The 23,543-nt window shown below is 52.3% G+C and carries 22 protein-coding genes and 1 pseudogene; 13 read left to right on the top strand and 10 right to left on the bottom strand.

Annotated features, from left to right (window positions below):
• Nucleotides 1-103: 103 nt before the first annotated feature.
• A complete protein-coding gene (locus B4M48_RS04695; RefSeq protein ID WP_065647618.1) occupies nucleotides 104-1,090 on the bottom strand; it encodes an autoinducer 2 ABC transporter substrate-binding protein in 987 nt (328 codons plus the stop codon).
• Between the two features lie 633 nt (nucleotides 1,091-1,723).
• On the opposite strand from B4M48_RS04695, the gene B4M48_RS04690 reads away from it, so the two are divergent.
• Nucleotides 1,724-2,281 (top strand): histidine phosphatase family protein, encoded by a 558-nt coding sequence (locus B4M48_RS04690; protein WP_288656110.1) that lies wholly within the window; start codon nucleotides 1,724-1,726, stop codon nucleotides 2,279-2,281.
• Nucleotides 2,282-2,851: 570 nt separating this feature from the next.
• A complete protein-coding gene (locus tag B4M48_RS04685) occupies nucleotides 2,852-3,289 on the top strand; it encodes a VOC family protein (protein ID WP_065647619.1) in 438 nt (145 codons plus the stop codon).
• 105 nt (nucleotides 3,290-3,394) lie between these two features.
• Here B4M48_RS04685 and B4M48_RS04680 read toward each other — a convergent pair whose 3' ends face one another.
• Nucleotides 3,395-3,685 carry a hypothetical protein gene (locus B4M48_RS04680; protein WP_094110837.1) on the bottom strand — a complete coding sequence of 97 codons (291 nt, stop codon included), beginning with the start codon at nucleotides 3,683-3,685 and terminating at the stop codon, nucleotides 3,395-3,397.
• 334 nt (nucleotides 3,686-4,019) lie between these two features.
• On the opposite strand from B4M48_RS04680, the gene B4M48_RS04675 reads away from it, so the two are divergent.
• The gene (locus tag B4M48_RS04675; protein WP_288656108.1) at nucleotides 4,020-4,922 is read left to right on the top strand and encodes a pyridoxal-phosphate dependent enzyme; all 903 of its coding nucleotides are present in this window, start codon (nucleotides 4,020-4,022) and stop codon (nucleotides 4,920-4,922) included.
• Between the two features lie 155 nt (nucleotides 4,923-5,077).
• Here the strand turns inward: B4M48_RS04675 and B4M48_RS04670 are convergent, their stop codons facing one another.
• The 4 genes from B4M48_RS04670 to B4M48_RS04655 form a co-directional block, all read right to left on the bottom strand.
• Entirely contained in the window at nucleotides 5,078-6,022 is a 945-nt protein-coding gene (locus B4M48_RS04670) for an alpha/beta hydrolase (RefSeq protein WP_288656106.1), read from the bottom strand.
• 326 nt (nucleotides 6,023-6,348) lie between these two features.
• On the bottom strand, nucleotides 6,349-7,566 hold the full coding sequence (locus tag B4M48_RS04665; protein ID WP_288656104.1) for an MFS transporter: 1,218 nt from the start codon (nucleotides 7,564-7,566) through the stop codon (nucleotides 6,349-6,351).
• Between the two features lie 109 nt (nucleotides 7,567-7,675).
• Nucleotides 7,676-8,503 carry a universal stress protein gene (locus B4M48_RS04660; RefSeq protein ID WP_071668279.1) on the bottom strand — a complete coding sequence of 276 codons (828 nt, stop codon included), beginning with the start codon at nucleotides 8,501-8,503 and terminating at the stop codon, nucleotides 7,676-7,678.
• Nucleotides 8,504-8,521: 18 nt separating this feature from the next.
• Nucleotides 8,522-10,000, bottom strand: a complete 1,479-nt coding sequence (locus tag B4M48_RS04655) for a SulP family inorganic anion transporter (protein WP_288656102.1) — start codon at nucleotides 9,998-10,000, stop codon at nucleotides 8,522-8,524.
• 482 nt (nucleotides 10,001-10,482) lie between these two features.
• Between B4M48_RS04655 and B4M48_RS04650 the strand changes: the two genes are divergently transcribed.
• From B4M48_RS04650 to arsC, 3 genes are all read left to right on the top strand, one after another.
• On the top strand, nucleotides 10,483-10,836 hold the full coding sequence (locus B4M48_RS04650) for a metalloregulator ArsR/SmtB family transcription factor (protein ID WP_065647628.1): 354 nt from the start codon (nucleotides 10,483-10,485) through the stop codon (nucleotides 10,834-10,836).
• Nucleotides 10,837-10,926: 90 nt separating this feature from the next.
• Complete coding sequence (locus B4M48_RS04645; protein ID WP_071668280.1) at nucleotides 10,927-12,210, top strand: arsenic transporter; 1,284 nt, start codon at nucleotides 10,927-10,929, stop codon at nucleotides 12,208-12,210.
• A 47-nt stretch (nucleotides 12,211-12,257) separates the two neighbouring features.
• A complete protein-coding gene (arsC, locus tag B4M48_RS04640; RefSeq protein WP_065647630.1) occupies nucleotides 12,258-12,686 on the top strand; it encodes a glutaredoxin-dependent arsenate reductase in 429 nt (142 codons plus the stop codon).
• Nucleotides 12,687-12,875: 189 nt separating this feature from the next.
• Here the strand turns inward: arsC and B4M48_RS04635 are convergent, their stop codons facing one another.
• Nucleotides 12,876-13,766, bottom strand: coding sequence for a LysR substrate-binding domain-containing protein (locus tag B4M48_RS04635; RefSeq protein WP_071668281.1), 891 nt, complete (start codon nucleotides 13,764-13,766; stop codon nucleotides 12,876-12,878).
• A 154-nt stretch (nucleotides 13,767-13,920) separates the two neighbouring features.
• Between B4M48_RS04635 and B4M48_RS04630 the strand changes: the two genes are divergently transcribed.
• Nucleotides 13,921-14,766 carry an MBL fold metallo-hydrolase gene (locus tag B4M48_RS04630; RefSeq protein ID WP_071668282.1) on the top strand — a complete coding sequence of 282 codons (846 nt, stop codon included), beginning with the start codon at nucleotides 13,921-13,923 and terminating at the stop codon, nucleotides 14,764-14,766.
• Nucleotides 14,767-14,849: 83 nt separating this feature from the next.
• On the opposite strand, the gene B4M48_RS04625 is transcribed toward B4M48_RS04630, so the two are convergent.
• Nucleotides 14,850-15,644 carry an AraC family transcriptional regulator gene (locus B4M48_RS04625; protein ID WP_071668283.1) on the bottom strand — a complete coding sequence of 265 codons (795 nt, stop codon included), beginning with the start codon at nucleotides 15,642-15,644 and terminating at the stop codon, nucleotides 14,850-14,852.
• 86 nt (nucleotides 15,645-15,730) lie between these two features.
• Between B4M48_RS04625 and B4M48_RS04620 the strand changes: the two genes are divergently transcribed.
• The gene (locus B4M48_RS04620) at nucleotides 15,731-16,921 is read left to right on the top strand and encodes a CynX/NimT family MFS transporter (RefSeq protein WP_071668421.1); all 1,191 of its coding nucleotides are present in this window, start codon (nucleotides 15,731-15,733) and stop codon (nucleotides 16,919-16,921) included.
• Between the two features lie 94 nt (nucleotides 16,922-17,015).
• On the opposite strand, the gene B4M48_RS04615 is transcribed toward B4M48_RS04620, so the two are convergent.
• Nucleotides 17,016-17,933: a LysR family transcriptional regulator gene (locus B4M48_RS04615; RefSeq protein ID WP_071668284.1), complete on the bottom strand. Its 918-nt coding sequence runs from the start codon at nucleotides 17,931-17,933 to the stop codon at nucleotides 17,016-17,018.
• A gap of 130 nt (nucleotides 17,934-18,063) precedes the next feature.
• On the opposite strand from B4M48_RS04615, the gene B4M48_RS04610 reads away from it, so the two are divergent.
• The 4 genes and pseudogenes from B4M48_RS04610 to B4M48_RS04595 all read left to right on the top strand — a co-directional run bounded on the left by B4M48_RS04610 (nucleotide 18,064) and on the right by B4M48_RS04595 (nucleotide 21,279).
• Nucleotides 18,064-19,461: an amidohydrolase family protein gene (locus B4M48_RS04610; RefSeq protein WP_071668285.1), complete on the top strand. Its 1,398-nt coding sequence runs from the start codon at nucleotides 18,064-18,066 to the stop codon at nucleotides 19,459-19,461.
• Nucleotides 19,462-19,475: 14 nt separating this feature from the next.
• Complete coding sequence (locus B4M48_RS04605; RefSeq protein ID WP_071668286.1) at nucleotides 19,476-19,949, top strand: DMT family transporter; 474 nt, start codon at nucleotides 19,476-19,478, stop codon at nucleotides 19,947-19,949.
• Nucleotides 19,949-20,239, top strand: coding sequence for an SMP-30/gluconolactonase/LRE family protein (locus B4M48_RS04600; protein ID WP_223811793.1), 291 nt, complete (start codon nucleotides 19,949-19,951; stop codon nucleotides 20,237-20,239). Before B4M48_RS04605 ends, B4M48_RS04600 begins: the two co-directional genes overlap by 1 nt.
• Before the next feature lie 696 nt (nucleotides 20,240-20,935).
• Nucleotides 20,936-21,279: pseudogene (locus tag B4M48_RS04595) on the top strand (cupin domain-containing protein).
• A gap of 110 nt (nucleotides 21,280-21,389) precedes the next feature.
• On the opposite strand, the gene B4M48_RS04590 reads toward B4M48_RS04595, so the two are convergent.
• Nucleotides 21,390-22,298 (bottom strand): LysR family transcriptional regulator, encoded by a 909-nt coding sequence (locus B4M48_RS04590; RefSeq protein ID WP_250341358.1) that lies wholly within the window; start codon nucleotides 22,296-22,298, stop codon nucleotides 21,390-21,392.
• A gap of 103 nt (nucleotides 22,299-22,401) precedes the next feature.
• Here B4M48_RS04590 and B4M48_RS04585 point away from each other — a divergent pair, with 103 nt between their 5' ends.
• Nucleotides 22,402-23,517, top strand: a complete 1,116-nt coding sequence (locus B4M48_RS04585; protein WP_071668288.1) for an FAD-dependent monooxygenase — start codon at nucleotides 22,402-22,404, stop codon at nucleotides 23,515-23,517.
• The last annotated feature ends 26 nt before the right edge of the window (nucleotides 23,518-23,543 follow it).

The following is a 23,543-nucleotide window of genomic DNA, read 5'->3' as shown; positions in this document are numbered from 1 at the left end:
ATTCAGATACAGCACAGCATACAACGCCGTATCTGTTTCTATTTGCCTGGTGTAGCGCGGGAGATAATATATCTCCGGAAAATAAAATAATTAAAATGGCCCATCAGAAGCCAAGTGATTTCGCATTCTCTGGTGTGACTTCAAGAATTTTATTAAAGCGAATCACTTTTTTGTCCATATCTACATCGGCTTTGCCCAATTTTTCAATACTCAGCTCTTTAGTCACCTCTTTACCCTGAAGCAGCTGATCGGCAACTGTCACCAGGGCGTAACCGGCATCTTTCGGATCCCACAGCAGAACTTTCTTAATATCACCGCGCATCAGGTAAGGAGCCGCCTGGCCTGGCATAGCGATACCGACAACTGCAATTTTGTTTTTTGCACGTTTCTGCTGAACAGCCTGACCGGCACCGATAGGACCGAGCGAGCCGAAACCGATAATCCCCTTCAGGTCAGGGTAGGTTTTCATTAAATCCAGAGTGGTGGAGTATGACTTATCGATATTTTCGGCCACCGGCAGACGTGAAGTCACTTCATGCATGTCCGGATACTTCTCTTTCTGATATTTGATCGCAGCATCGGCCCACGCATTGTGCAATGGCACGGTCAGAGAGCCGACATAAATGGCGTAACCCCCTTTGCCACCCATATCTTTTGCCAGCTCATCCATGTTGGCCTGAGCATATTTCTGGCTGTCGATGGTTTCGACATCCCACTGGCCAATTTGCTGATCCGGCGATTCATGCGTTAATACCACGATGCCCTGATCGCGGGCTTTTTTCAGCACCGGTTCCAGCACTTTAGCGTCATTGGGTACCACAATGATTGCGTTAACTTTTTTAGCGATCAAATCTTCAATAACTTTGACCTGCTGGGCCGGATCCGGGGTAGACGCACCGACCTGGTATGCGTTGACATCCAGTTTCTGCGCGGCTTCTTTTACGCCGACCTCCATACGGGTAAACCAGGGAATGCCCGTAACTTTGGCAACGACGGCGATATCGTAAGGTTTGGCGGCAAATGAAGGTGTTGTAAATAACATGCATGCTGAAACCACACATGCACTGACTAATGCGAGGTTAAATTTCATTTCGGTACCTTTCTTATGAGGTTCTGATAAAGGGGACAGGCGACAGCTTTCACATCCACGTTCTGAGATTAACGTAAGGGGGTATCGCTTTTCGCTCGCCCTTGAGCGAAATGTGAGCAATGCCCATATTTGTTAAATTTAATGGTTTTCTATGTAAAAAATAAGTTATAAAAATCCGTTTTGAGTCGGGTTGCTATTTTACGGGGCCGAAAACCTGCATTTTATTAACATAAATTAATAAATATATTAACAATAAATTAACTTAACGGACCATCGGCGGTGTTTTTATCATCAGTCTGGTAGCGGCTATGCTTTTTATTTGAACAGAGTGTGAACAGGGTCACGAAGGCAGCGGGCAGACCCCGGTTTCGCCTTGCGGCAAACCGGGAAGCGACGTAAACCGTCCGGTTGTGGCGCTAAGCGGACTGACATCGGGCTGATGTCCGCTATGGGCGAGAAGCGGACATCATGACGGTGTGACGTGTGTATTAAGGTATTTACTTTTTCATACAGTGATTATCACCTGACATATCATCTCATCGATCAGTATCAATCCTGGACAAAGTAGTGGTGCGTCATATGTTTATCGCGTTAGTCTGACCGCCTGGAAGGACCATAAGCAAGAAGCGTTGTATGGAAATTATTTTAATGCGTCATGGAAAGCCCGCTTTTACAGGCTCTGCGAAAGTAACGAGCCGTGAAATGTCCAACTGGATTGCAGATTATGATCGTTCTGATACAGGAGAAGATATACCGCCTGAGTCCAGTGAATCATTGGCGTTCAGCGCATCGCAAATCCTCAGTAGCCCTCTTCCCAGAGCACTTTCTTCCCTGAAAGCATTAGACCTTGAACCGGATGTCATTGATGAGGTTTTCAGGGAAGCAGATCTGCCGGTATTTCCTATGCCCGGTTTCAGGCTATCACCGACCGTATGGGCTGTTTTTTTCCGCGTCATGTGGTTATGCGGCATATCCCGTGACGTAGAGCGCGTCGGAACAGCAAAGAAACGTGCTATTCAGGCTGCGGGTATCCTTGCAGCGTTTGCAAAAAGATCTGACGGTCCCGTGCTGCTTATGGGACATGGAGTAATGAATCGGCTAATTGCAAGGGAACTGAGGTCATTGGGTTTTAAAGAATATCGTTGTCAGGGTAGTGGTTACTGGAACGCAAGTAGCTACAGGTTTCAGTAAGTAAATATGGAAAGGGCATATCTGGCCTATTCAGACATTGGAAATGAGTCGTTTCGTTTCCGGCACACAACAAACAGATACAACCGCTACGGTTCGTTTTGATTGAAAATTATACTATCAGTCGTTGTGCTGCTTGTCTGGGGACATGTATGCTTTCTGCCCCTTCTGAATGTTAAGAAACACATATGCTCTCTACGTCAGGATCATCTTCCTGATGCCTTAGCACGCGCTATACCTGCATATGCACGCTCACAATCCGCAACCACAAAGATAACCTGCATCGTCATTTTTACGGCCGGACCGGTGAGAGCTGCTCTACCCAACGCCGGGCCGTGACCGCGTAGTTCTGACATAGAAATCAGCTCAACAGTTTTTCTGTTCTCCGGAGCACGTCATCCAGGGTGTCTAAGCATACAGGAATAGAATCTTTTCTGACTGCAACAGCAGTACCCGGGTCCGGACAGTAGTATGTTCAATTAAGCCATTCAGATATGTTTGCTCACAGCGAACATTCAGGTTTTCTATAATTGATATTGGTTTACGATGCAGTCGCGCACAGCAGGTAATTGTATGATAAAAAAAGCAGATCACGTCGGATTTTCAGTCAGAAGCATTGAAGAGTCATTATTTTTCTGGACTGATATTCTTGGCGGAAAGTTATTACGCGAAGGAAAAATGTCTGGGCCTATCATTGATGAAGTGACAGGCGCAAGGGGCGCTGATGTGCGAATGGCGTTGCTTGAACTGGCTGGCATCAAAATTGAATTACTGCAATACGATAACATCAAACAGCCAGAAGAACCTTCAGTACCTTATATCCCTGGCTATGCTCACCTTGCATTTATAGTTGAGGATATTGATACGCTCTTGAGTAAAGCATCTGAGTATGGCTGGAAGACACCAGGTAAACCTCAGACAATCTTATCAGGCCCCATGCAGGGAACCAGAGTAATCTATTTACAAAGCCCCGATGGACAGACACTAGAGTTGATGGAGCAGGGTCAATAAAGTCCACATCGTGTCACCGCGTACTGGTATGACGCACATGCAGGCGGTCGCCGGGTCAGGCATCATTCTGCAGCGCGACGGCCGGAGCTGCTGAACAGGGCTGGACTATTCAAGGTCAATCACACGCAGTCCTGACCAGCACCGCTCTCCGGCACCGGTTATCAGCACGACGGGCGCCTCACTGAAGCTGCTCAGCAGGGTGCATACCCGGCTCATTAAATCCGTAATCTTTTCAGAACCCACGTAGACGAACTCGTCCGTCGGCAGGGCATACGTGAACCCCCGCCTGCAGACGACGCTTCGTGAAAAACCGTTCTCATGCATGGCAAACATCATCTCAATGTGCGCTTTTTCGGTCTGCTCCTTTAACTCAATCCGGACTGTATAACTGGCCATAGCGATACCTGACAGATGTATAATTTAAGATAACTTAAATTATAGGTGTTCCTGAACAAATGACGGGCAATTGAGATATGTCCTAAGCAAATGTGCTTACTGTTCTGAGCCCCCGTCCTGATCAACTCCGGGAGAACTCAGCCCGCTGCGTACCTTAACGTCCGCAAAGAGCGAAAAACGGTCGCACTTTAGTCTTGTCTGGACGGAATTGTAACCGGCACTTTTATTACCCATTGTATCCATCCCTTTACGCTCTAACCCATTATGATAAATCTGTTTCTAAACCTGGAATGTTTCTCGTTTATCACGGGAAAAGATAATAAGGATCTTCCTCATGGCAATAAGTATACAAACCCCTCTTATACATTCACTGCCCTTAAGCCAGCATTGTGGATGCCTTGTCTGGCTTAAAATGGAATCTTCCCAGCCGACGGGATCGTTCAAGCTCAGAAGTGCAGAGAGCATTTGTCGCCATTATGCGGAAAGGGGCGCAACAGCTTTCATCAGTTCATCGGGCGGCAATGCAGGCATAGCGGTGGCACATTGCGGCCGCAAACTGGGGCTGCCGGTCACTGTGGTTGTGCCGGAAACCACGTCTGACAGGGCAAAACAGCTTATTGAACAGGAGGGTGCAAGAGTTGTTGTGCACGGAAAAGTATGGAGTGAGGCGAACGACTACGCCCTGTCACTGGCGACGGATGACATTATCTGTGTACATCCCTTTGATCATCCACTTTTGTGGGAAGGTATCAGCACAATCGTGGATGAGGTCATCAGCGAAGGGGTAACGCCTGATGCGGTAATTCTTTCTGTTGGCGGCGGGAGCATGCTGTCCGGTATCGCTCAGGGACTGGTGAAACATCAGCTTGGTCATATTCCGGTTTACGCCGCAGAAACCCAGGGTACGGCCTCTCTTCGCGCCTCGCTTAATGCCGGCAGGCTGGTACGTCTTGATAAGGTCAGCGGCATAGCCACGACGCTGGCCGCAAGCCAGGTGTGCGAAAATGTTTTCAATGTGGCCAGCCGTATGGACGTCAGAAGTATGCTGGTTTCAGACCAAGAAGCGCTGAATGCCTGCCGGTGCTTTCTCGATGACCATCGGGTGCTCACTGAGCCTGCATGCGGTGTATCACTCTCACTTTTGTACGACAAAAAAGTCTTATTCAAGCCGGCTGATAATGTACTGGTCATCGTATGCGGCGGGGCCTCTGTCACGCTGGAAGGGATCACGAGCTGACAGAAGAGCGCATTTATCCTGCCAAAGTTTATGAGCAAAAGGATGGGCGAACTGCCCGGTTAATTAACTTGTTTTAAAGTGAGTTATGCCCTCTTTGGCACAAACAGACTGGCGCGTGGGTCAGGTCCGCTATGAGCGAGCAGCGGACATTTCACTTATGACAGCTGAGTGGTTCTAATACGTTGAACATAACTGACGTATTGCGCTCTTGAAGTCAGGCCAGTGAAGTGTTCCCTCACCATATCCGTTAACTCGAAAATACAATCGAGATGTGTACTATCTGCCACAACCCGACTGCTTACATTCGGATTGCCGCAGTTCCTGAAAAATTCTTCCATACGGCTTACATCAAACAGTTCATCATGCTCAGCAAGCATGATTGTTACTGGAATAGAGATTTCTTTAAGTTGCCTTTCAGGATTACGAGGGGTGAGGGCGTTAGCCATATTAACGCTGTATGTCTGAACAAAGTCAGGCCTTGCATTAATAACCTCACAGGGGAAATTAAGCCTTACTCCTGCACGACGTCCACATAGAAAACCTGCACTCATAGCATTGATTATGAAGCTCAAACGGTTTATCGATGCAAAGGGAGAGGAAAACTCGCGGTTCAGAGCAGGAGGTGAAAAAGGACCTAATGCTGGGGCTAGCAAGATCAGGCTTTCAACAACCCTCGATAGAGAGTATCGGGTAAAGTAATTTATCAGCATACCGCCTCCACTGGAGTGCCCAAGCAAGTGAATTCTGGCATCAGGAAAAGAGGTTCGGACATAATCAATGACGACATCCACATCACGCCAGATTTGAACAGGACTGGAAGCTTCTCCCCGGACACCTACCGAACGACCGTGACCACGGATATCGACGAGACAAACACAGACGGGCAGATCGGAACTCAACTGTCGTGCAAGAATGTCGTAGCCAGCGTCAGAGTTGACCCCGCCACCATGGTAGACAATAAGAACCTCATCAAGGGCTGCCATTGGCCTGTATACCCGGATATATAAATCATTGATCCGGCTTTCGGTGATGTTATCAGAAGGGAGTAATGAAGCGTTAAATTGCTCATAGCGTTCGACAAAACGGGTGAAGTCAATCACGTCCTGAATTCCTTATTCAATCGGATTCACTACCTGTGAATTTGTGTCATGAAGCATGCACGATTTACTGTATGCATGAGAGTCTTTTTTACATAAAAGTGCCTGATGCACCGCCTGAAAAGCCCTCAGCGCGGTTCTGCAGCCCGAAGGCTGTTTTCGGTATTTTTCCTGTCCGAAATACTGACAAATGCCCCTGATAATTCCTGTATATCTGTATGGTTATGCAGTGAAAGCTATTCTCCACGGCTTAGTGCATGCAGATGCCGGAAACGTCCGCTTCTGGCACAAAGCGGACAGTGTTTCCTGCCTCACGTATCGTGTTCCGATTAGCCAGAAATATCAGTTTCATTTTCCGGTACGCCAGCTCTGACACGGGTTGCCACCAGACTGGCTGCGAGTATAAAGACGAGGCATAACAGCGCCTGCACCCGAAGGGCAATATGGTTATCAATCAGAACGCCCATGATGACCGGAGAGGCACCACTGGCAAGCACGGTACCCGCCTCAACAGCCGAGCGCACCTTTGCCAGTTGCGCGGGGCCAAACAGCTGTACCCATAGCGCAGTCGCCAGTGTGGACGCAATGGCTGACGATATACCGGTCATGATGAGATAAAACGGCGTGACCCACACGCTGTTACTGAGCCACAGCGCCAGCATGCCAGCGCCCTGCGGCAGCAGAAACCACGGCAACAGACGGCGTGGCGTCAGCCGGTCTATCAGCGGACCAAATGATAACAGGGAAACCGCCTGCGTTATCGCGTAAGCAATAAACCACCCTGCAACCCACGACAGCGCCCATCCTTTCTCCTCTGCCAGACGCGCCTGATGGAAAAAGAACCCTGTGGTGATGAAAGGTGACGCCAGCACTGCGGGCAGAGCAAAAAGCAGATTCCGGTTCTTCCATACTGACGCTTCGCGAACCTTCTCTGCGCCCCGCTTTCTGAACGTCCGCAGCGGCTTTTCGGCAGCGCGCGGAAGGCAGCTGACAGCCAGCGCAACGCCGGCCACCAGAACCGCAGCGTTTATCAGCCAGGCAGTGCGCCATCCCGTCAGAGCGTTAATCTGCACGGCAGCCAACGGAAACAGCGCCTGTGCGAGCGACAGGCCCAGTGCGATAGCACCCAGTGCCTTGCCAGCATCAAGCGGAAACTGGCGCGCAGTCGCCGTCAGGGCGGTATGCACCATCAGGCCTTGTCCGCCGAGGCGAAGCAGGTAAAAGCCTGCACAGAGCGTCCATGCCGCCTGCGCACCGGAGACGAGCAGGCACGCCGTTATCAGCAGCAGGGTAACGGCCAGGGTGAATCGACGGGTAGTGGTGTAGTCAATCAGCCGGCCCGCCCATGTCAGGGTGACGGCACTCATCACGGTGCCCGCGGCATAAAGGCCGCCCAGTCCGCCGTCGCTGAGCCCGAATGCCTGACGCAGGTCCTGCCCGTAAAGCGATACGAAGTAAGTCTGTCCAAAACTCGACATGGCCATCAGTATCGCGTCAAAGGCGAGATGACTGCCGTGCTGATACATAAAGCGAAACAGCTGACGCATGGTATTCCCTGAGCACGGCTGACAAAGGCGCCGCACAAATGAACTGCTCCGGGACTTGTGTTCCGGAGGCTCGTTATGAAAAGGGTCTGCGATTGCAGGCCCGTAACGTTTACCGCAGCATCAGCAGCGGATAACGGCTTTCAGCCAGCATCGCCGTGGTGTGACTGCCGATAAAGAAGCGGCGCAGCCGGGAGTGTCCCCAGGCTCCCATCACGATCAGGTCCGTTCCGTTCTCCTGCGCGTAACGGCACAGCCCGCGCGAGACGGATTCATCCTGTATCAGCCGTGACTCTGCATCAATGCCGGCTGCCTGCAGGATGTGCTGCGCATCATGGAGTGAAGCATCGTCGCCGTTCACCATCACAACATGGCAGGCCAGGCCGCGAAGCAGCGGGCTCACGGTCAGCCGGGTCAGGTTTCGGCGGCTGGCCTCGCTGCCATCCCAGGCAAAAAGTACCCGGGATGGCGCAATAAACGTTTCCGGCACAACCAGCACGGGCGCTTTCTGCAGGCGGATGACGCTTTCCAGCTGGCTGCCCACCGTATGTTCTGCGCCCCGTCGTCCGAGCACCATCAGCCTGACGTCATCCAGCCCGGCAAGGATTTCGTCCAGTGCGCCGTGCATCTGCAGCTGGCGTACCTCCGGGCGTCCCGTCCGGGCCAGCCGTTCAGCACAGCCGGCCAGAATAGTTTTCCCCTGCGCCATAAGCAGGCGGCTGCGCTCACCCTCCACGCGCACAAGCGCTTCGGTCAGCAGCTCTTTGCTGTCGATGCCAATGCTGCCGCTCAGGTCAGAGACGGCCGGATGACCGTCTTTTTCCAGCACGTGCAGCAGGGCCAGCGGCGCGGAAAGGCCGGCGGCGGCCCACGCCGCGTAGTCACAGACTGGCCCGGTTGACGGCGAACCATCCACGCAGGCCACAACGGTATTGTTCATAGCTGTAACTCCTGTCAGTTAGTGACCGCCCATCAGTTTTTCCGCTTCTTCCGGCTTGTCATGCACGCCGAAGCGGTCAACGAGGGTACGGGTGGCGTCGTTCATGCCCGGTATTTCTACCTCAGCGCCTTCGCGGCGGAACTTAATTACCGCCCTGTCCAGTGCGCTAACGGCGGTGATGTCCCAGAAGTGGGCGTGCGTGACGTCAATGACCACGCGCTCTGCCGCTTCCCTGAAGTCAAAGTGGCTCATAAAGCGATCGGCGGAGGCAAAAAAGACCTGGCCGGTCACGGTATAGATCCGTGTCTCACCCTCCCGTGATGATCTGACCGTCATAAAGCGCGCTACCTTAGTGGCAAAGTTCAGCGAAGCAATCAGCACCCCGGTCAGCACGCCGAAGGCCAGGTTGTCGGTGGCCACCACCACGACCACGGTTGCCAGCATGACCACGCTGGTCGAGAGCGGATGGCGGCGCAGGTCGGTGATGGATCGCCAGGAGAAGGTGCCGATGGAGACCATGATCATCACCGCGACCAGCGCCGCCATCGGGATCTGCGACACCTGATCGCGGAGGAAAATAATCAGACAGAGCAGCACCAGCCCGGCCGTCAGGGTGGAGAGGCGCCCGCGCCCGCCGGATTTTACGTTAATCACCGACTGACCAATCATGGCGCAGCCCGCCATGCCGCCGATAAACGCCGTGCAGACGTTGGCGATGCCCTGCGCCTTGCACTCGCGGTTTTTGTCGCTCGGGGTGTCGGTCATGTCGTCCACGATAGTGGCGGTCATCATCGACTCCAGCAGTCCCACCACGGCAAGGCCGGCGGAGTAAGGCAGGATAAACAGCAGCGTATCCAGGTTCAGCGGAATGTCCGGAATGAGGAACACCGGCAGGCTGTCGGGCAGCTTGCCCATGTCGCCCACGGTGCGCACGTCCAGATGCAGCCACATGGAGATGGCGGTCAGCACCACGATGCAGACCAGCGGGGAGGGAATAGTTTTATTGAGGTACGGAAAGAGGTAGATGATTGCCAGGCCTGCGGCGGTGAGCGCATACACGTGCCAGGTCACGTTGGTCAGCTCCGGCAACTGTGCCATAAAAATCAGAATGGCCAGCGCGTTGACGAAGCCCGTCACGACCGAGCGCGACACGTAGCGCATCAGACTGCCAAGCCTCAGGTAGCCGGCAGCCAGCTGCAGCAGGCCGGTTAGCACTGATGCCGCCAGCAGATACTGCAGGCCGTGATCTTTCACCAGCGTTATCATCAGCAGCGCCATGGCGCCGGTAGCCGATGAAATCATGGCGGGACGTCCGCCAAAGATGGCCATAACCACGGGAATACAGAAGGCCGAGTAGAGGCCGACCTGCGGGTCGACTCCGGCAATGATGGAAAACGCGATCGCTTCAGGAATGAGCGCGAGCGCGACGACAATACCGGCGAGCACGTCACCACGGACGTTGCCCAGCCAGCCCTTACGCGTCGAGGACAGCAGCATAGTAATTTCTCAGATTTTAGATACAGTCAGCCCGTGAGGGCAAAAAATTCAGGGACGAAAAAGCACATCCGCAGACGGGATGTTTTTGAGTGCGCGACTGAAACTACTCAGTGCGACAGGGGAGGATGACGACTCAGGGTGGCGTAAGACGCATGATTTTTGAGTTCTCCTTTACGGCAAAAGGATGCCTTCAGGACTGCAATAAGCCAGCGAAACCCGGCGCGGGGCGCTGACGGCGAAGCCTGCCCCTCTCAGGACAGGCACTAAACTATAAACAAAAACGGTGAGAGGTCAACGTTTCAGCAAGCGGAACAGGGCTGCGAACAGCGGTACCAGCGTGTATATTAACCATGTCTGCGCATGTCACCGCAGAAACATACATGGAATCAGCCTGGTATTTATATATGAATTTATGCATATGTATTGACGGCATTTGCGCGTAAAGTCACACTGGCTTTTTACGCCAGCTACCCGGAGTTATCATGCCTCAGCTTTTTCCTCTTCAGCTTTTTAAGGGGCTGTCTGACGAAACGCGTTTAAAGCTTGTCCTGCTTCTGCGTGAAAAAGGTGAGCTCTGTGTATGCGAGCTGACGCTGATACTGAAAGAGAGCCAGCCCAAAGTATCCCGGCATCTTGCGCTACTCAGAGACAGCGGCCTGCTTATCGACAGGCGTGACGGCAAATGGATCCATTACCGGCTGTCCCCTCACATGCCCGCCTGGGCTGCAGCCGTGATTGAACAGGCTTATCTGTGTCAGCAGGATGACATCCAGCATCTTAGCCGGCAGGCTGAGCGGGACAACGCTACGACCAATGGCAAACCTGTCTGCATTTAAAAATTTACCTATACATATATGCTTTTCCATATTTAACGTTTCTGGTTGCGCTGTGCTTATTCTGTGAGGTGCAGTAGTGAAGGAGGGACTATGTTTCTGGCAGGTGCAATTTTTGTTCTGACGCTGGTGCTGGTTATCTGGCAGCCGAAAGGACTCAGTATTGGCTGGAGTGCTGTTATCGGGGCTGCGCTGGCGCTGCTGACGGGCGTGGTGCATATCGGGGATATTCCGGCGGTCTGGCAGATTGTCTGGAACGCCACGGCCACGTTTATCGCGGTTATCATCATCAGCCTGCTGCTGGATGCATCCGGCTTTTTTGAGTGGGCGGCACTGCATGTTTCCCGCTGGGGAGGCGGCAGAGGCAGGCTGCTGTTCACGTATATTGTTCTGCTGGGCGCGGCGGTGGCGGCGCTGTTCGCCAATGACGGCGCGGCGCTTATCCTCACGCCGATTGTCATCGCCATGCTGCTGGCGCTGGGCTTCAGCCCAGGTGCCACGCTGGCATTTGTGATGGCGGCTGGGTTTATCGCGGACACGTCCAGCCTGCCGCTCATCGTATCGAACCTGGTCAACATCGTAACGGCGGATTTCTTTACGCTGGGCTTTAGCGAATATGCGTCCGTTATGGTGCCGGTGAATATTGCTTCCGTAGTGGCTACGCTGGTAATGCTGCACATGTTTTTCTGCAAAGATATTCCGGCAGGTTATGACCTGACAAAGCTAAAAATGCCCCGTGACGCTATCCGTGACAGGCGGACCTTCAAAACCGGCTGGCTGGTGCTGATTCTGCTGCTGGCCGGTTTTTTTGCGCTGGAGCCGCTTGGCGTACCGGTCAGCCTGGTTGCGGCAGCGGCGGCCTTCATTCTCTGGCTGGTTGCACGCAAAGGACACGTTATCGATACCCGTAAGGTGCTGAAAGGTGCACCCTGGCAAATCGTTATCTTCTCGCTGGGCATGTATCTGGTGGTATATGGTCTGCGTAATGCCGGCCTGACGGATGATCTCTCAGCCATTCTGAACCGCTTTGCAGAGCACGGCGTCTGGGGGGCAACGCTGGGTACGGGCTTTCTGACGGCCTTTCTGTCATCGGTCATGAACAACATGCCCACCGTGCTGGTCGGGGCGCTCTCTATTGACGGCAGTACCGCTCAGGGCACGGTAAAAGAGGCAATGATTTACGCGAACATCATTGGCTGCGACCTCGGCCCGAAAATTACCCCGATTGGCAGCCTGGCAACCCTGCTGTGGCTGCACGTTCTGGCGCAAAAAAATATCACTGTTAGCTGGGGCTATTACTTTCGTGTTGGCATCGTGATGACCCTGCCGGTGCTTTTTGTGACGCTGGCCGCGCTGGCCCTGCGCCTGTCTGTTTAAACGTGATCCGGGCTGCGTGCATGCAGCGCCTGTATGGAGTATGACTGATGACTGACATTACTATTTACCACAACCCGGCCTGCGGCACGTCCCGTAACACCCTGGCGCTTATCCGCAATAGTGGCGTGGAGCCAGCAGTGATTTTATATCTGGAGACGCCGCCGACACGCGCTGAGCTGCAGACGCTGATTGCAGATATGGGAATCAGCGTGCGCGCACTGCTGCGCAAAAATACGGAACCGTTTGAGCAGCTGGGTCTGGCAGAGGATCGGTTCAGCGATGACGAACTGCTGGATGCTATGCTGGCTCACCCCATTCTCATTAACCGTCCGGTGGTGGTAACGCCGCTCGGTACAGCGCTCTGTCGTCCGTCTGAAGCCGTTCTGGATATTCTGCCTGATCCACAGAAAGGGGCATTGATGAAAGAAGATGGTGAACAGATTATCGATGAGCACGGAAACCGTATCGGCCACTGACACCCTGGCATTCCGCCAACAGAGCGGGAGAGGCAAAAACAGCTGGCCTTAAACGACGGCGGGAAGGGGGCAGTCTGTGCCTTCATCTTGCTTCCGACCAGAGCACCCGCACGCGCAGTTCTGCAACGGTCGGAGACGTGTCCGGAGCGTTATCAGCGTCAGAAGTTGGTTTTATCAATAACGGCGACGTTATGCTTTCGGATTAATTTCCGTCATCAGCCATTGCTCAAAAGCATGCAGCGCCGTTTCATTTATGCCTGTTGAAGCCGGTTTTATTAAATGAAAGTTTTTGCTGAGTGAAGCAGACTCAGGCCAGGGAGCAATAAGCTCGCCGTTAGTTAACTCTTTTTCGACATATATCCGCGGCACCAGTGCAACGCCCTGTACTGACAGCGCTGCGGCGATAGACATTTCGTGCAGATCATAGCGGACTCCCTGCGCCGGGTTATCAAGTTCAATTCCGGTTTCCTGCGCATAGTACTGCCATGCCTGCGGATTCTGAAGACGGTGAATGCGAGGCAGCTCATTAAGCGGCACGCTCTCTTTTTTGTTCTTCAGAAGTGCCGGATGGCATACAGGCAGCAGCGTTTCCTGAAAAAGAAACTGCATATGCATACCTGCCCATGCCGGATGATCGAAATGTATTACCGCGTCAAAACCACTGCCAGCGAGAATAAATGGATCTGTTCTGGCGGCGATGTTCACACTAATTTCCGGATACAGGGTATAAAAGCTTTTCAGACGCGGGATTAGCCAGCGGCATGAAAACGTTGGCAGGGCAGCAATCTCCAGAGTCTTACCGCCTTCTGGCACACCTATGACCGATTGCGTATCTCTTTCCAGCCGGTCAAGCGATTCGCGTATTTGATCTGCATAGCGGGCGCCAACTGAATTGAGCGTAACGCGACTTCCGCTGCGATCAAACAATCTGCAGTTTAACATGGACTCAAGGCGGGCTATTTGTCGACTGATTGCGCCTTCGGTAAGTGATAACTCCTGCGCTGCCCGCGCAAAATTTCCATGCCTTGCTGCGGCTTCAAAGGCAAGCATGGCTCGACTGCTGGGAATTTTTCTTAGCATTAATACGGCCTGATTATTGATACAAAATTCTTTACAGTGACAAAATATCATTAATCAGTGAATTAATTTCGATTTAAATCGGGAAAACAGTTGCTTAGCATGATGAAAACACATCAGGCAAGCGGGCGCCTGCCAGCACTATTATGAGGTATGCATGCACGGTGATAGTTTCCCGACCTGTCAGGTTGGCGGTTATCAGGTTATTGCGCTGAGCGATGGCACTATGGCGGCCACGCTTGATCTTCTTTCAGGTATTGACGTCGCAAAGGCTGCAAGTATCCAGTGCGCTGCCGGGATTGAGAGACAGGGTGATATCCATATTAACGGTTATCTCATCCGTGGATATGGACACACTATTCTGGTAGATGCGGGCGCTGGCGGGCAAAACAACGTGGGTGGGAGGCTTAAGGAGAAGCTGACGATGCTCGGCATTCTGCCTGATGACGTAGACAGGATATTACTGACGCACGGTCATCCCGATCATATCGGCGGTCTGCTGCATGAAAACGGAGAGCCGGTATATAAAAAAGCTGATCTCTATATTCATCCCCTTGAAATTGCGCACTGGCAGGATAATGAAAAACTACAGAGAGCCAGTGAGCGCGGCAAACATAATTTTGCACTGTTCCGAAAAGTCCTGGCCGCCTATGCCGGGAAGATACGCCTGCTTGATGAAAATGAAGTTGTGCAGGGCATTCGCCCTGTATGGCTGCCAGGCCATACCCCAGGACACACCGGATTTCATATTCATTCCGATAAAAAAGCGGTGTTAATATGGGGAGATGTCGTTCATTTTCCCTATATTCAGTCAGCAGTTCCCGCTGTTTCAATCATGTTTGATGTCAATCCTCTACAGGCTGAAGAGACAAGGAAAAAAGCGCTGCAACAGGCCGTGGATGACAAACTGATTATTGCCGGTATGCATCTGAACCAGACAGGATTCTGCTGTTTCCAGCGGTCTGGAGATGGGTATCTGCTTTGCAGGTTACATCAGGAATAAAAATACAGGTCACTCCCTGTCCGCTTTAAGCAAAAATCGGACGTTGACGTTGTTTATATAAATCTGGTTGGTGTTTTTTTGCATTAGTTCAGAGATGAAAAATAGTGTGTCGGCGATTTCCCCAGTGCTTTTCTGAACATTGTGATAAATGCGCTGACCGAATCATATCCCAGCGTTCCGGCTACGCGCTGCACGGACTGACCTTCTGCCAGATGGCTTAGAGCAATCATTAAGTGCAACTGCTGACGCCAGCGACCAAAGCTCATTCCTGTCACGTCTCTGACCAGTCTGGCCAGAGATCGTTCGCTGGTTGCAAGGTCCGCAGCCCACTGTTTTAACGTTCTCCGGTCATCAGGCACATTAAAAAGTGCCTCAGCCATATACCGGATTTTAGGATGGTCGGATACAGGCAGGTGAAGCGCTTTAACCGGCACATCCGGTATATGTTCCAGCAGTACCGCTGCAAGCCTCGCGGTTTTATCGTCAGGTAAATAAGCATGTTCCTGCTCTGCCAGAAACAGAATCAGCTCGCGGACCAGAGGGGTAATGGCAAGGGTACAGCAGGTTTCCGGCATCGCTGCCGCGCCGGGTTCGATAAACAAAAAGCAGGTGGCCGCATTCTTCGTGACCCGGCAACTGTGAGGTATTTCTCCCGGTACCCAGACAGCATGTCCCGGTGGAACAATCCATAGCGCATCCTGAACCTCACAGCTTACTGCACCGCGTAAAGCGAGAATAAGTTGTCCTTTACGGTGAGCGTGTGGACTCTGCCCGGCATACTCGCCAGACGATAATACATGCAGGGCGACCGCAGCCTGACTGAAAGCATCAGCATCAAACTCATCCGGTGAGGTCACCGGTTTTTTATTAACTGGCATGATTTAGTTATATGTTGTCAGGTTATCTATATTCTGTAACTTATACCTCCTTTAAAGTCTTTCTTTTTTTAGAGAAAGCAGAATTTATGTCCCGCATTACGAACAAGTGGTCTTCTGTCATACTTGTGACCGGCATCCTCTTTATCGCCATTAACCTGCGTGTTCCTTTTACCGCTATCGCACCCGTTTTAGAGTCCATTCGCCATGATTTTGGGCTAAGTATCACAGCCATTGGGTTACTTAACTCGCTGCCTTTGCTGGCCTTTGCCGCTTTTTCCCCCCTGAGCGCATCCATTTCCCGCAAGTACGGCCTGGAACGAACCCTTTTTGGTGCCCTGATCGTGATTTCAGCGGGCATCCTGCTTCGCTCCACAGCCAGTGTCTGGGCGCTTTATGCCGGAACAGTATTGATAGGTATCGGGATTGCCCTGGGCAATGTCCTGCTGCCTGGCCTTATCAAGCGTGACTTTTCTGACAGGATGGCTTCCGTAACAGGGGCCTATTCCATCACCATGGGCGCGGCTGGTGCCATTGGCTCTGCCATTGTCATTCCTCTGACGCAGCGCTGGGGCTGGAACATCGCGTTAGCCATGCTGGTTTTTGCACCACTCTTTGCGCTGTTTTTATGGTTGCCCCAGTTAGCGAAGAAGCATCAGCTGCCAGCAGCGGGTGAGAAAAAAGCAGCGACCGTCGCGGTCTGGCGATCGCCTCTGGCATGGCAGGTCACCCTGTTTATGGGCCTGAATGCGATGCCGTTTTATGTGGCGGTCGGCTGGCTGCCTGCCATTCTGACGGACAGTGGACTCTCTTCCGTTCAGGCTGGTGAGGTACACGGCATCCTTCAGCTGACCACTGCCATACCCGGCCTGATTCTGGCAGCCACGCTGCGTCGTCTTAACGATCAGAAATTAGCTGCTGCTGGCGTCAGCCTGTTAACCGCGGTGTCCTTTATCGGCATCCTGTATCTGCCGAATCTGGCCATGCTGTGGGCGGCGCTTCTCGGCTTCGGCTCAGGTGCCAGCATGATGCTGGGTCTGACCTTCATCGGACTGCGTACTAAAAACGTCGATGATGCTGCCGCGTTGTCAGGCATGGCACAGAGTGTCGGTTATCTGATGGCGGCGATGGGACCGCTGTTGCTGGGCAAAGTGCAGGAGCTGTCCGGAGGCTGGACGATGCCATTACTGATGACCGCAGCAATCGCAGTCGCAGGCGCCTGCACCGGAATGGCTGCCGGACGCAACGCTCACCTGGAACCTGCACAGCAGCCGGGCTAAATTCACCGATACAGCAGGGGAAACGATCGGGTCCTCTGCTGAGGGTGCTGTTGATTATTGTTCTAAAGGCGCTTCCTGTTACCGGCGCCCTCTTTTACCGGAAAGATTGCTTCTCACCTGCGCCTTCGTTAAAAAGTCCGGAAACCCAGTCAGCAAAAGCACGCACGGCGGGAGAAAGAAAACGCTGATGCGGATAGAGCATCGTCACCGGCACGGAGGGTGGCTGCCAGTCCGCCAGAACTTCGACCAGTTTGCCTTGCTGCAGATCCTTCGAAATCACATTCTCAGCAAGCTGTGCCAGCCCAAATCCCTCAAGACACAGTCTAATGTAGAGTCCCGTTTCGTTGACGGCTGCATTCCCCTCCACCGGAACAGAGAGGGTCTCAGCGCCTTGTGTAAAACGCAGTTCATTAGTGCGTCTTCCCGAACCGGAAAAGTAATGAATCGCCCGATGCTGTGACAACGTTTCAGGCGTTTCAGGAACACCGAACTCCCTGAGATAGTCCGGTGAGGCACAGGTCACCCAGCGAAACCGGCCAAGCGGACGGGCAACCAATGTAGAGTCAGTTAATTCACCGGTTCGTATGACGCAATCCACCCCTTCCTGCACAAGATCGACCTGCCGATCGCTCACACCAATCATCAGGTAAATATCCGGATAAAGCCGGTAAAAGTTTTTCAGGTTTGGCATGACGATGAAATGGGCGATCCCACCAGGCATATCAACCCGCAGCCGCCCCCGGGGACGGCTGATGGAATCACTCAGGCTGGATTCGCTATGTTCAATCAGCGACAGGATTTCTCGGCATTGCGCCAGATACTGCAGACCTTCAGGAGTAAGGCTGACCCGTCTTGTCGTGCGGTTCAGCAGACGTACCTGCAGGTACTTCTCCAGGTTTTTGATCGTGCTGGTAACAGTCGAAGAAGGCAGTGACAGCGTTTCTGCCGCGCGCACAAAACTTCCGGCTTCAGCAATCCGCATGAAAATCTGCATAGCCTGAATCCGATCCATCATCCTTTCCCTGAGTAAAAACTGAGTCTGATTATTCGCGAATTATGAATGATAAAAACGGTTTAGACATCTTTTTAAGGTTAATAGCGTCGCGTATCGTTTCCTTATTGATTAGGAAAGAGGCAGGTTAATGACCGATTACATCAGAAATATTGTTAACAATCAGAATGTCACGTTACAGGCTACGTTGATTCGTGGCGCGACGATACTGAGTATGGACGAGAGCGTCGGCAACATGGAGCGCGGTGACATCCTCATCAACGGCTCAACGATTACCGCCGTGGGTCAGAACCTTGACGCACCCGGTGCTCACGTCATTGATGCCACAAATATGATTGCCATGCCGGGGATGGTCGATTCTCATCGTCACGCCTGGGAAGGTCAGCTGCGTCGCATCAACCCTAACGCAACCTGTCTGGACGACTATAGCAATGCGACGCACTTTTCATTCGCCAGATATTACCGCCCGGAAGATATCTATGTCGGTAATCTTCTGACGGCGCTGGGCGCGATTGATGCGGGTATCACCACGATGATTGATAACTCACACAACAGCCGGACCGCAGCACACGCCGATGCCGCCGTTGAAGCCCTGCTTGATGCCGGTATTCGCGCTATCCATGCTTCCGGCGCGCCGGTGGCCGGTGAATGGGATAAGGCGCACTGGCCTGGCAACTGGCAGCGTCTGCAGGAAAAATATTTCAGGGATAATCCTGAGAGTCTTGTGACGCTGGGCGTCATGGCCCAGCTGGAGCCGGAATTGTGGGCTGAGGCCCGCAGGCTGGGGCTGCCGATTGTCACCGAGTTCTTTGGTGCTGAAATGGCCTCCGAACTCGATTCACTGCATCAGCAGGGTCTGCTTGGCCCGGACAATATTTTCAACCATTGCACAGCCCTGCCTGATAAGGGATGGGAGATTCTGCGCGCCGCCGGTGTCCGGGTCAACGTCTGCCCGCGCTCAGATTCGCACTATGGGATCGAAAGCGGGATGTTCGCCATTGAAGCCGCGCAGCGTCATGGCATCAATCCTGGCCTTAGCGTGGACAATGAAACGTCTTACAGCACCGACATGTTTATGGAAATGCGAGTGGCGTTCTATTTGCAGCGTGTGATGGGTATGCATAAGCAGCACTGCTGTGATTCCGGACATTCGCTGACAACGCTTCCGGCTGCGCAGCTGCTTAAATCGGCAACCGTTGATGGCGCGGTTTGTGCCGGGCTGCAGGATAAAATCGGGAGCCTGACGCCAGGCAAACAGGCAGATTTGATCTTGATTAACGCGGCTGACCTCAACCTTTATCCCAACGGAAATGCGTTTGGCACGGTGGTACATGCTGCTGAACGCAGCAACATTGATACCGTGATGATCGGCGGGCGCATCGTCAAGCAAAACGGCAAAGTGCTGGGTGTGGACAGCAAGCACCTTCGCGCCGCCATCGATGAATCACGCGAGCACCTTTTTGCCGCAGCAGGGTATCAGCCAGACATCTTTGCGGAAAAATTCCTGCCGCTGGTTCAGGCAAACTGACAGAGACAGACAGCATGAGCGCGATTTATTACGTGGTAGCGTTTGCGGCAGGTCTGGGGATTACGCTTCAGACGACCCTGAACAGTCAGCTCGCAAAAGGGCTCGGCGGGGATCCTGTCACCGCCGCGTGGTTTTCCTTTACGGTCGGGGCGTTCAGCCTCGGAATATACTCGCTGCTGCGTGGGGGACTCTTCATCTCCCTTGCAGCTATTCCTTCGCAGCCTGTGTGGAGCCTGGCGGGCGGACTGATCGGTGCTTGTGCATTATTCAGCTATGTCGTGCTCGCACCCAAAATTGGTTTTTCAGCCCTGCTTGGACTGGCGATTGTCGGACAGCTACTCTCATCGCAGATCATCGACCATTTTGCCCTGATGGGCGCGGTAAGGCGGTCAGTCTCGTTGCTGAAGCTGGGAGGAGTGCTGGTCATGCTGACCGGGCTCGCCATCATGCTTTTCGGCGACCGGCTCTCTGCACGTTTTCTGCAGTAATGCCTTTATTCACGTTTAGCAACCCGCAGTGGAATGCTGAATGGGGAGGGAACCGTGTTATCCGTTACCACCCGGATGGGACCACCGACACTATTCTGACCTCACCTGGGATCCAGTGCACCTGCCCGACACTTGCCGGTGAGAGGTTTACCCGTCTCTATTGCACCACTGCTTCTGTGGGACTTACTGTGCAGTCTGAATATGACGGTGTACTGCTCAAAGCTAAATCTGATGTCAGCCCCGGATTATCTGAAAACCGCTTTGCTGCACATACATTCCATCAGCTTTGATACTGATAAAACTTTGACAGTTCAGGCTCAAAGGCAATATCCGCTTCTGGCACAAAGCGGACGGGCGGCATTAAAAGACTCGCTTTGAGCGAGAAGCGGACGTCAGGATCGTGGCAAACGGGTAGCTTTGCCCTATTAAATATAATCATGCTGTTATGAATCGGCCTCTGAGTTCCGCCTCATGAGAAACCCGTTAACGTATAGCGCAGCGGTGTCCGCTGCCTGTTTGCTGAACCCGCAGCTTTCAGCGCCGCCGCCTCTCATCCCGATTCGAACATACATTACGCAGCTATATTATAGCTTGCTAACTATATCCATACAGCGCAGATCTGTCCGGGTAAGACCTGATGGGGAGAGACTTTTTCTGACAAGAGCAAGGCCGCGTTTTTATAAAAAGATTGTGCATTCGACGCTGAAAATAAGGCTAATGTCTCCAACGCCTGTCTGCGTGCCTCATTTTAGATAGCGTTGATAACCAGGCTGCCAAAACCGTTACCAAAGTACTCTGGCAAAGTGAACACAGCGTCGACGCTTCATCAGAAGCGGCGAGTCTGTCCTTCAGGGCTGTTGCTTACTGGTCTTGTACAAGCCTGTTATCCAAACTTAACTTAACGTCTCTGTTGCGAATCGAAGAGTTCTCAAAGTATAACAACTCATCAGGTCGGAAATTCTTAAGCGAGCAACAGGTAATAATCCATGATTTCTAAGTCTAATGCTGAGCATTATGTATGGGGTGATAAGTGCGATGGTTGGTATCCGGTAAACAGACAAGATATGCTGATTATTCATGAAAAGATGCCCCAAAAACGTGTGAAAAGCGACACTATCACTCCATATCCAGGCAGTTTTTTTTTGTTCTGGATGGGTTTCTGACCATGGAACTGGAAGGGAAAGAGCATCGTATCATTGCTCAGCAGGGCATTGAGATTCCCCCTGGCTCAAAACATCAGGCCAGAAATGGCACTGATGCTGCGGTCGAGTTTATCGTCATCTCCCATCCAACACTGCGTGGAGATCGTACAGACCTTACCGGGCAGTGATTTAACGAAGAGTGTCTGGCTGCGTTGCTCAAAACACCGCCGGGCTATTTCTTCAAACCCTTTTGCCGCACTTTTTTCATTTCAGCCAGAATAGTGAATTGCCAGGTCAATCATGGTTCTTTCTTACTGTGTATATCCAGTGGAGCAATAGCCTGTTGCAGATGTTCCAGAAACGCCTTTACTTTTATCTGCAGGTATTTTTTGCCGGAATAGAGCGCATATAGCACCAAATCTTCGGGCTGGCGGTTGCAGGTGATTTTAACGAGGGAACCGTTATTCACTTCTGACTCACAGGCATGATGAGGCAAAATGGCAAAACCCACTCCTTTCATTGCAGCGGCTTTAGCCATCTGTCCGCTGTTCACCTTGTAGCCGGACTGCACCTGAACGGTATGGCCGTGTTCAAATCTCCACGGCATTCCCTGAAGTACCGACATACTGGTAATGCAGGGGAGTTTGGTCAGTTCATCAATAGATTGCGGTAAGGGATAACGTTCCAGAAGTGTCGGGGCCGCGACCACACAGCTCGGCCAGCGAAGGATCTCCCTCGCAACCCAGCTAGAGTCCTTCAGTGGCCCACGCCCAAAGCGTAATATCAGATCAAAGCCGTCCAGCAGGCCTTCTGTTGGATCCAATTGCGTGTCACAGCTGAGCTGGATTTGAGGATGCCTGATGCAGAAGTCAGCGAGGATATCTGCCATGAATGGCAGATCTGGTGTAATGATCTTCAGGTGCCCTGTCAGTGAATCACCAGACAGGGCAGCTTCTTGCAAAGCATGATCTAATCCGTGAGTCAGCGGAGTAATGGATTGATATAGCTGTCTGCCGGCTGCGGTTGGCATTATTCTGCGCGTTGTACGCTCCAGCAGACGCACATGAAGGAGTTGTTCCAGTAAAGCCACATGTCGGCTGACATTAGACGATGGCAACTGAAGCTGCTCTGACGCGCGCTTAAAACTCAGCTTTTCATAAACAACCTGAAAGCTGATCAACCACTGCAATTCACATTTTTCAATCATCAATTATCCCGGAAAATGAGATTAACAAAGCTATAGCTTTGTATTTATCAACAATCAGAAGGTCATTACAATTTTTATTCCGTTTCGTACAAGGAGAATATTGATGACCAGACCTAAGAAAATTGCCATCGTCGGTGCCGGCATTGCAGGAATGGCACTTGGCATACTCGCGACCCGACAGGGCCATCAGGTCAGCCTGTTTGAGCGTGGAAGAAACGTGTCTGACATGGGCGCAGGCGTGACATTATGGCCCAATGCCATGTTCGTTATGCATAAGATGGGTCTGGACGAAAAAATTAAACAGACAGGAGGTGTACCGTGCATGATGCGCCAGTTTGATAGAAATGGTTGCCTCCAGACGCAATTCGACATTTCAGCAGTAAATTCACTTTGTGGTTTTCCGAGTGTGACAGTGTTACGGCGTGAGCTGATGGGCTTACTGGCCAGTGCGTTTGCGAGTCTGGGCAGAGAGATTACGTTCAATCGAGCAATCAGTGCAGCGGACGTAATGAAGCTAAGCCAGGCGTTTGATCTGGTCGTCGGCGCGGACGGTCGCATGAATTCGGTTGTCCGCCAGGCATTATATTCGGAAGAAGTCACACCTCGTTATCATGGTTTTGTGAATGTAATCGGGGTGGCAAGACAGCCAAAGTGCCTCCTGAACAATGCGATCGATGATTTCCGTGGTCAGGGTGAGCGTTTTGGAATCGTTCCGGTAAAGAATGAGTGGTGCTATTGGGCAGGGGCCTGGAACACGCCTGCTGATAATAAATTTTCTCAGGCATACTGGTACGATGAGCTAAATCAGCGCTTTCAGGACTGGCCTGAGCCGGTGCGGAAGGTGTTACTGTCATGCGACAGAGCATCTGTGAAGGGTATATTGGTGCATGATGTCGATCCGCTTCCTTTTTGGCATAAAGATAATGTCTTACTCATCGGGGATGCGGCTCATGCTTCTCTGCCCACCTCCGGGCAGGGAGCGTGTCAGGCGCTGGAAGATGCATGGCGTCTGACATGTATACTGGAAGAGATAGAGGATCCGGTCATTGCTCTGCAACACTTTTACCACCAGAGACACAGTAAAACTGCCGCAGCGCAGCTGGTGGGAAGGCAATTAGCGAAGAAAATTTTTTCTGAACAACCCGAACCCCTGCTGCCTGCATCCACTTTTTCCGTTGCACAACTCAGTCAGTTCTGGATGCAGGGTTTAAACCTATAGCCTTCTGAAACCAGATCAAAGAGAGG

Source organism: Pantoea sp. UBA6567 (assembly GCF_002434165.1).
GTDB classification, from domain to species: domain Bacteria; phylum Pseudomonadota; class Gammaproteobacteria; order Enterobacterales; family Enterobacteriaceae; genus Pantoea; species Pantoea eucrina.
Note: the sequence above shows the minus strand (reverse complement) of the source record. Positions and strands in the feature narration are given on the sequence as shown.

Bases quoted from the DNA above. Each gene is read 5' to 3' on its own strand.
- B4M48_RS04655 (WP_288656102.1), bottom strand. From the start codon at position 10,000: ATGCTGCTGTCCTCGACGCGTAAGGGCTGGCTGGGCAACGTCCGTGGT.
- B4M48_RS04645 (WP_071668280.1), top strand. From the start codon at position 10,927: ATGTTTCTGGCAGGTGCAATTTTTGTTCTGACGCTGGTGCTGGTTATC.
- B4M48_RS04650 (WP_065647628.1), top strand. From the start codon at position 10,483: ATGCCTCAGCTTTTTCCTCTTCAGCTTTTTAAGGGGCTGTCTGACGAA.
- arsC (WP_065647630.1), top strand. From the start codon at position 12,258: ATGACTGACATTACTATTTACCACAACCCGGCCTGCGGCACGTCCCGT.
- B4M48_RS04615 (WP_071668284.1), bottom strand. From the start codon at position 17,933: ATGGATCGGATTCAGGCTATGCAGATTTTCATGCGGATTGCTGAAGCC.
- B4M48_RS04610 (WP_071668285.1), top strand. From the start codon at position 18,064: ATGACCGATTACATCAGAAATATTGTTAACAATCAGAATGTCACGTTA.
- B4M48_RS04660 (WP_071668279.1), bottom strand. From the start codon at position 8,503: ATGAACAATACCGTTGTGGCCTGCGTGGATGGTTCGCCGTCAACCGGG.
- B4M48_RS04605 (WP_071668286.1), top strand. From the start codon at position 19,476: ATGAGCGCGATTTATTACGTGGTAGCGTTTGCGGCAGGTCTGGGGATT.
- B4M48_RS04680 (WP_094110837.1), bottom strand. From the start codon at position 3,685: ATGGCCAGTTATACAGTCCGGATTGAGTTAAAGGAGCAGACCGAAAAA.
- B4M48_RS04675 (WP_288656108.1), top strand. From the start codon at position 4,020: ATGGCAATAAGTATACAAACCCCTCTTATACATTCACTGCCCTTAAGC.
- B4M48_RS04600 (WP_223811793.1), top strand. From the start codon at position 19,949: ATGCCTTTATTCACGTTTAGCAACCCGCAGTGGAATGCTGAATGGGGA.
- B4M48_RS04630 (WP_071668282.1), top strand. From the start codon at position 13,921: ATGCACGGTGATAGTTTCCCGACCTGTCAGGTTGGCGGTTATCAGGTT.
- B4M48_RS04690 (WP_288656110.1), top strand. From the start codon at position 1,724: ATGGAAATTATTTTAATGCGTCATGGAAAGCCCGCTTTTACAGGCTCT.
- B4M48_RS04585 (WP_071668288.1), top strand. From the start codon at position 22,402: ATGACCAGACCTAAGAAAATTGCCATCGTCGGTGCCGGCATTGCAGGA.
- B4M48_RS04620 (WP_071668421.1), top strand. From the start codon at position 15,731: ATGTCCCGCATTACGAACAAGTGGTCTTCTGTCATACTTGTGACCGGC.
- B4M48_RS04695 (WP_065647618.1), bottom strand. From the start codon at position 1,090: ATGAAATTTAACCTCGCATTAGTCAGTGCATGTGTGGTTTCAGCATGC.
- B4M48_RS04590 (WP_250341358.1), bottom strand. From the start codon at position 22,298: ATGATTGAAAAATGTGAATTGCAGTGGTTGATCAGCTTTCAGGTTGTT.
- B4M48_RS04635 (WP_071668281.1), bottom strand. From the start codon at position 13,766: ATGCTAAGAAAAATTCCCAGCAGTCGAGCCATGCTTGCCTTTGAAGCC.
- B4M48_RS04665 (WP_288656104.1), bottom strand. From the start codon at position 7,566: ATGCGTCAGCTGTTTCGCTTTATGTATCAGCACGGCAGTCATCTCGCC.
- B4M48_RS04625 (WP_071668283.1), bottom strand. From the start codon at position 15,644: ATGCCAGTTAATAAAAAACCGGTGACCTCACCGGATGAGTTTGATGCT.
- B4M48_RS04685 (WP_065647619.1), top strand. From the start codon at position 2,852: ATGATAAAAAAAGCAGATCACGTCGGATTTTCAGTCAGAAGCATTGAA.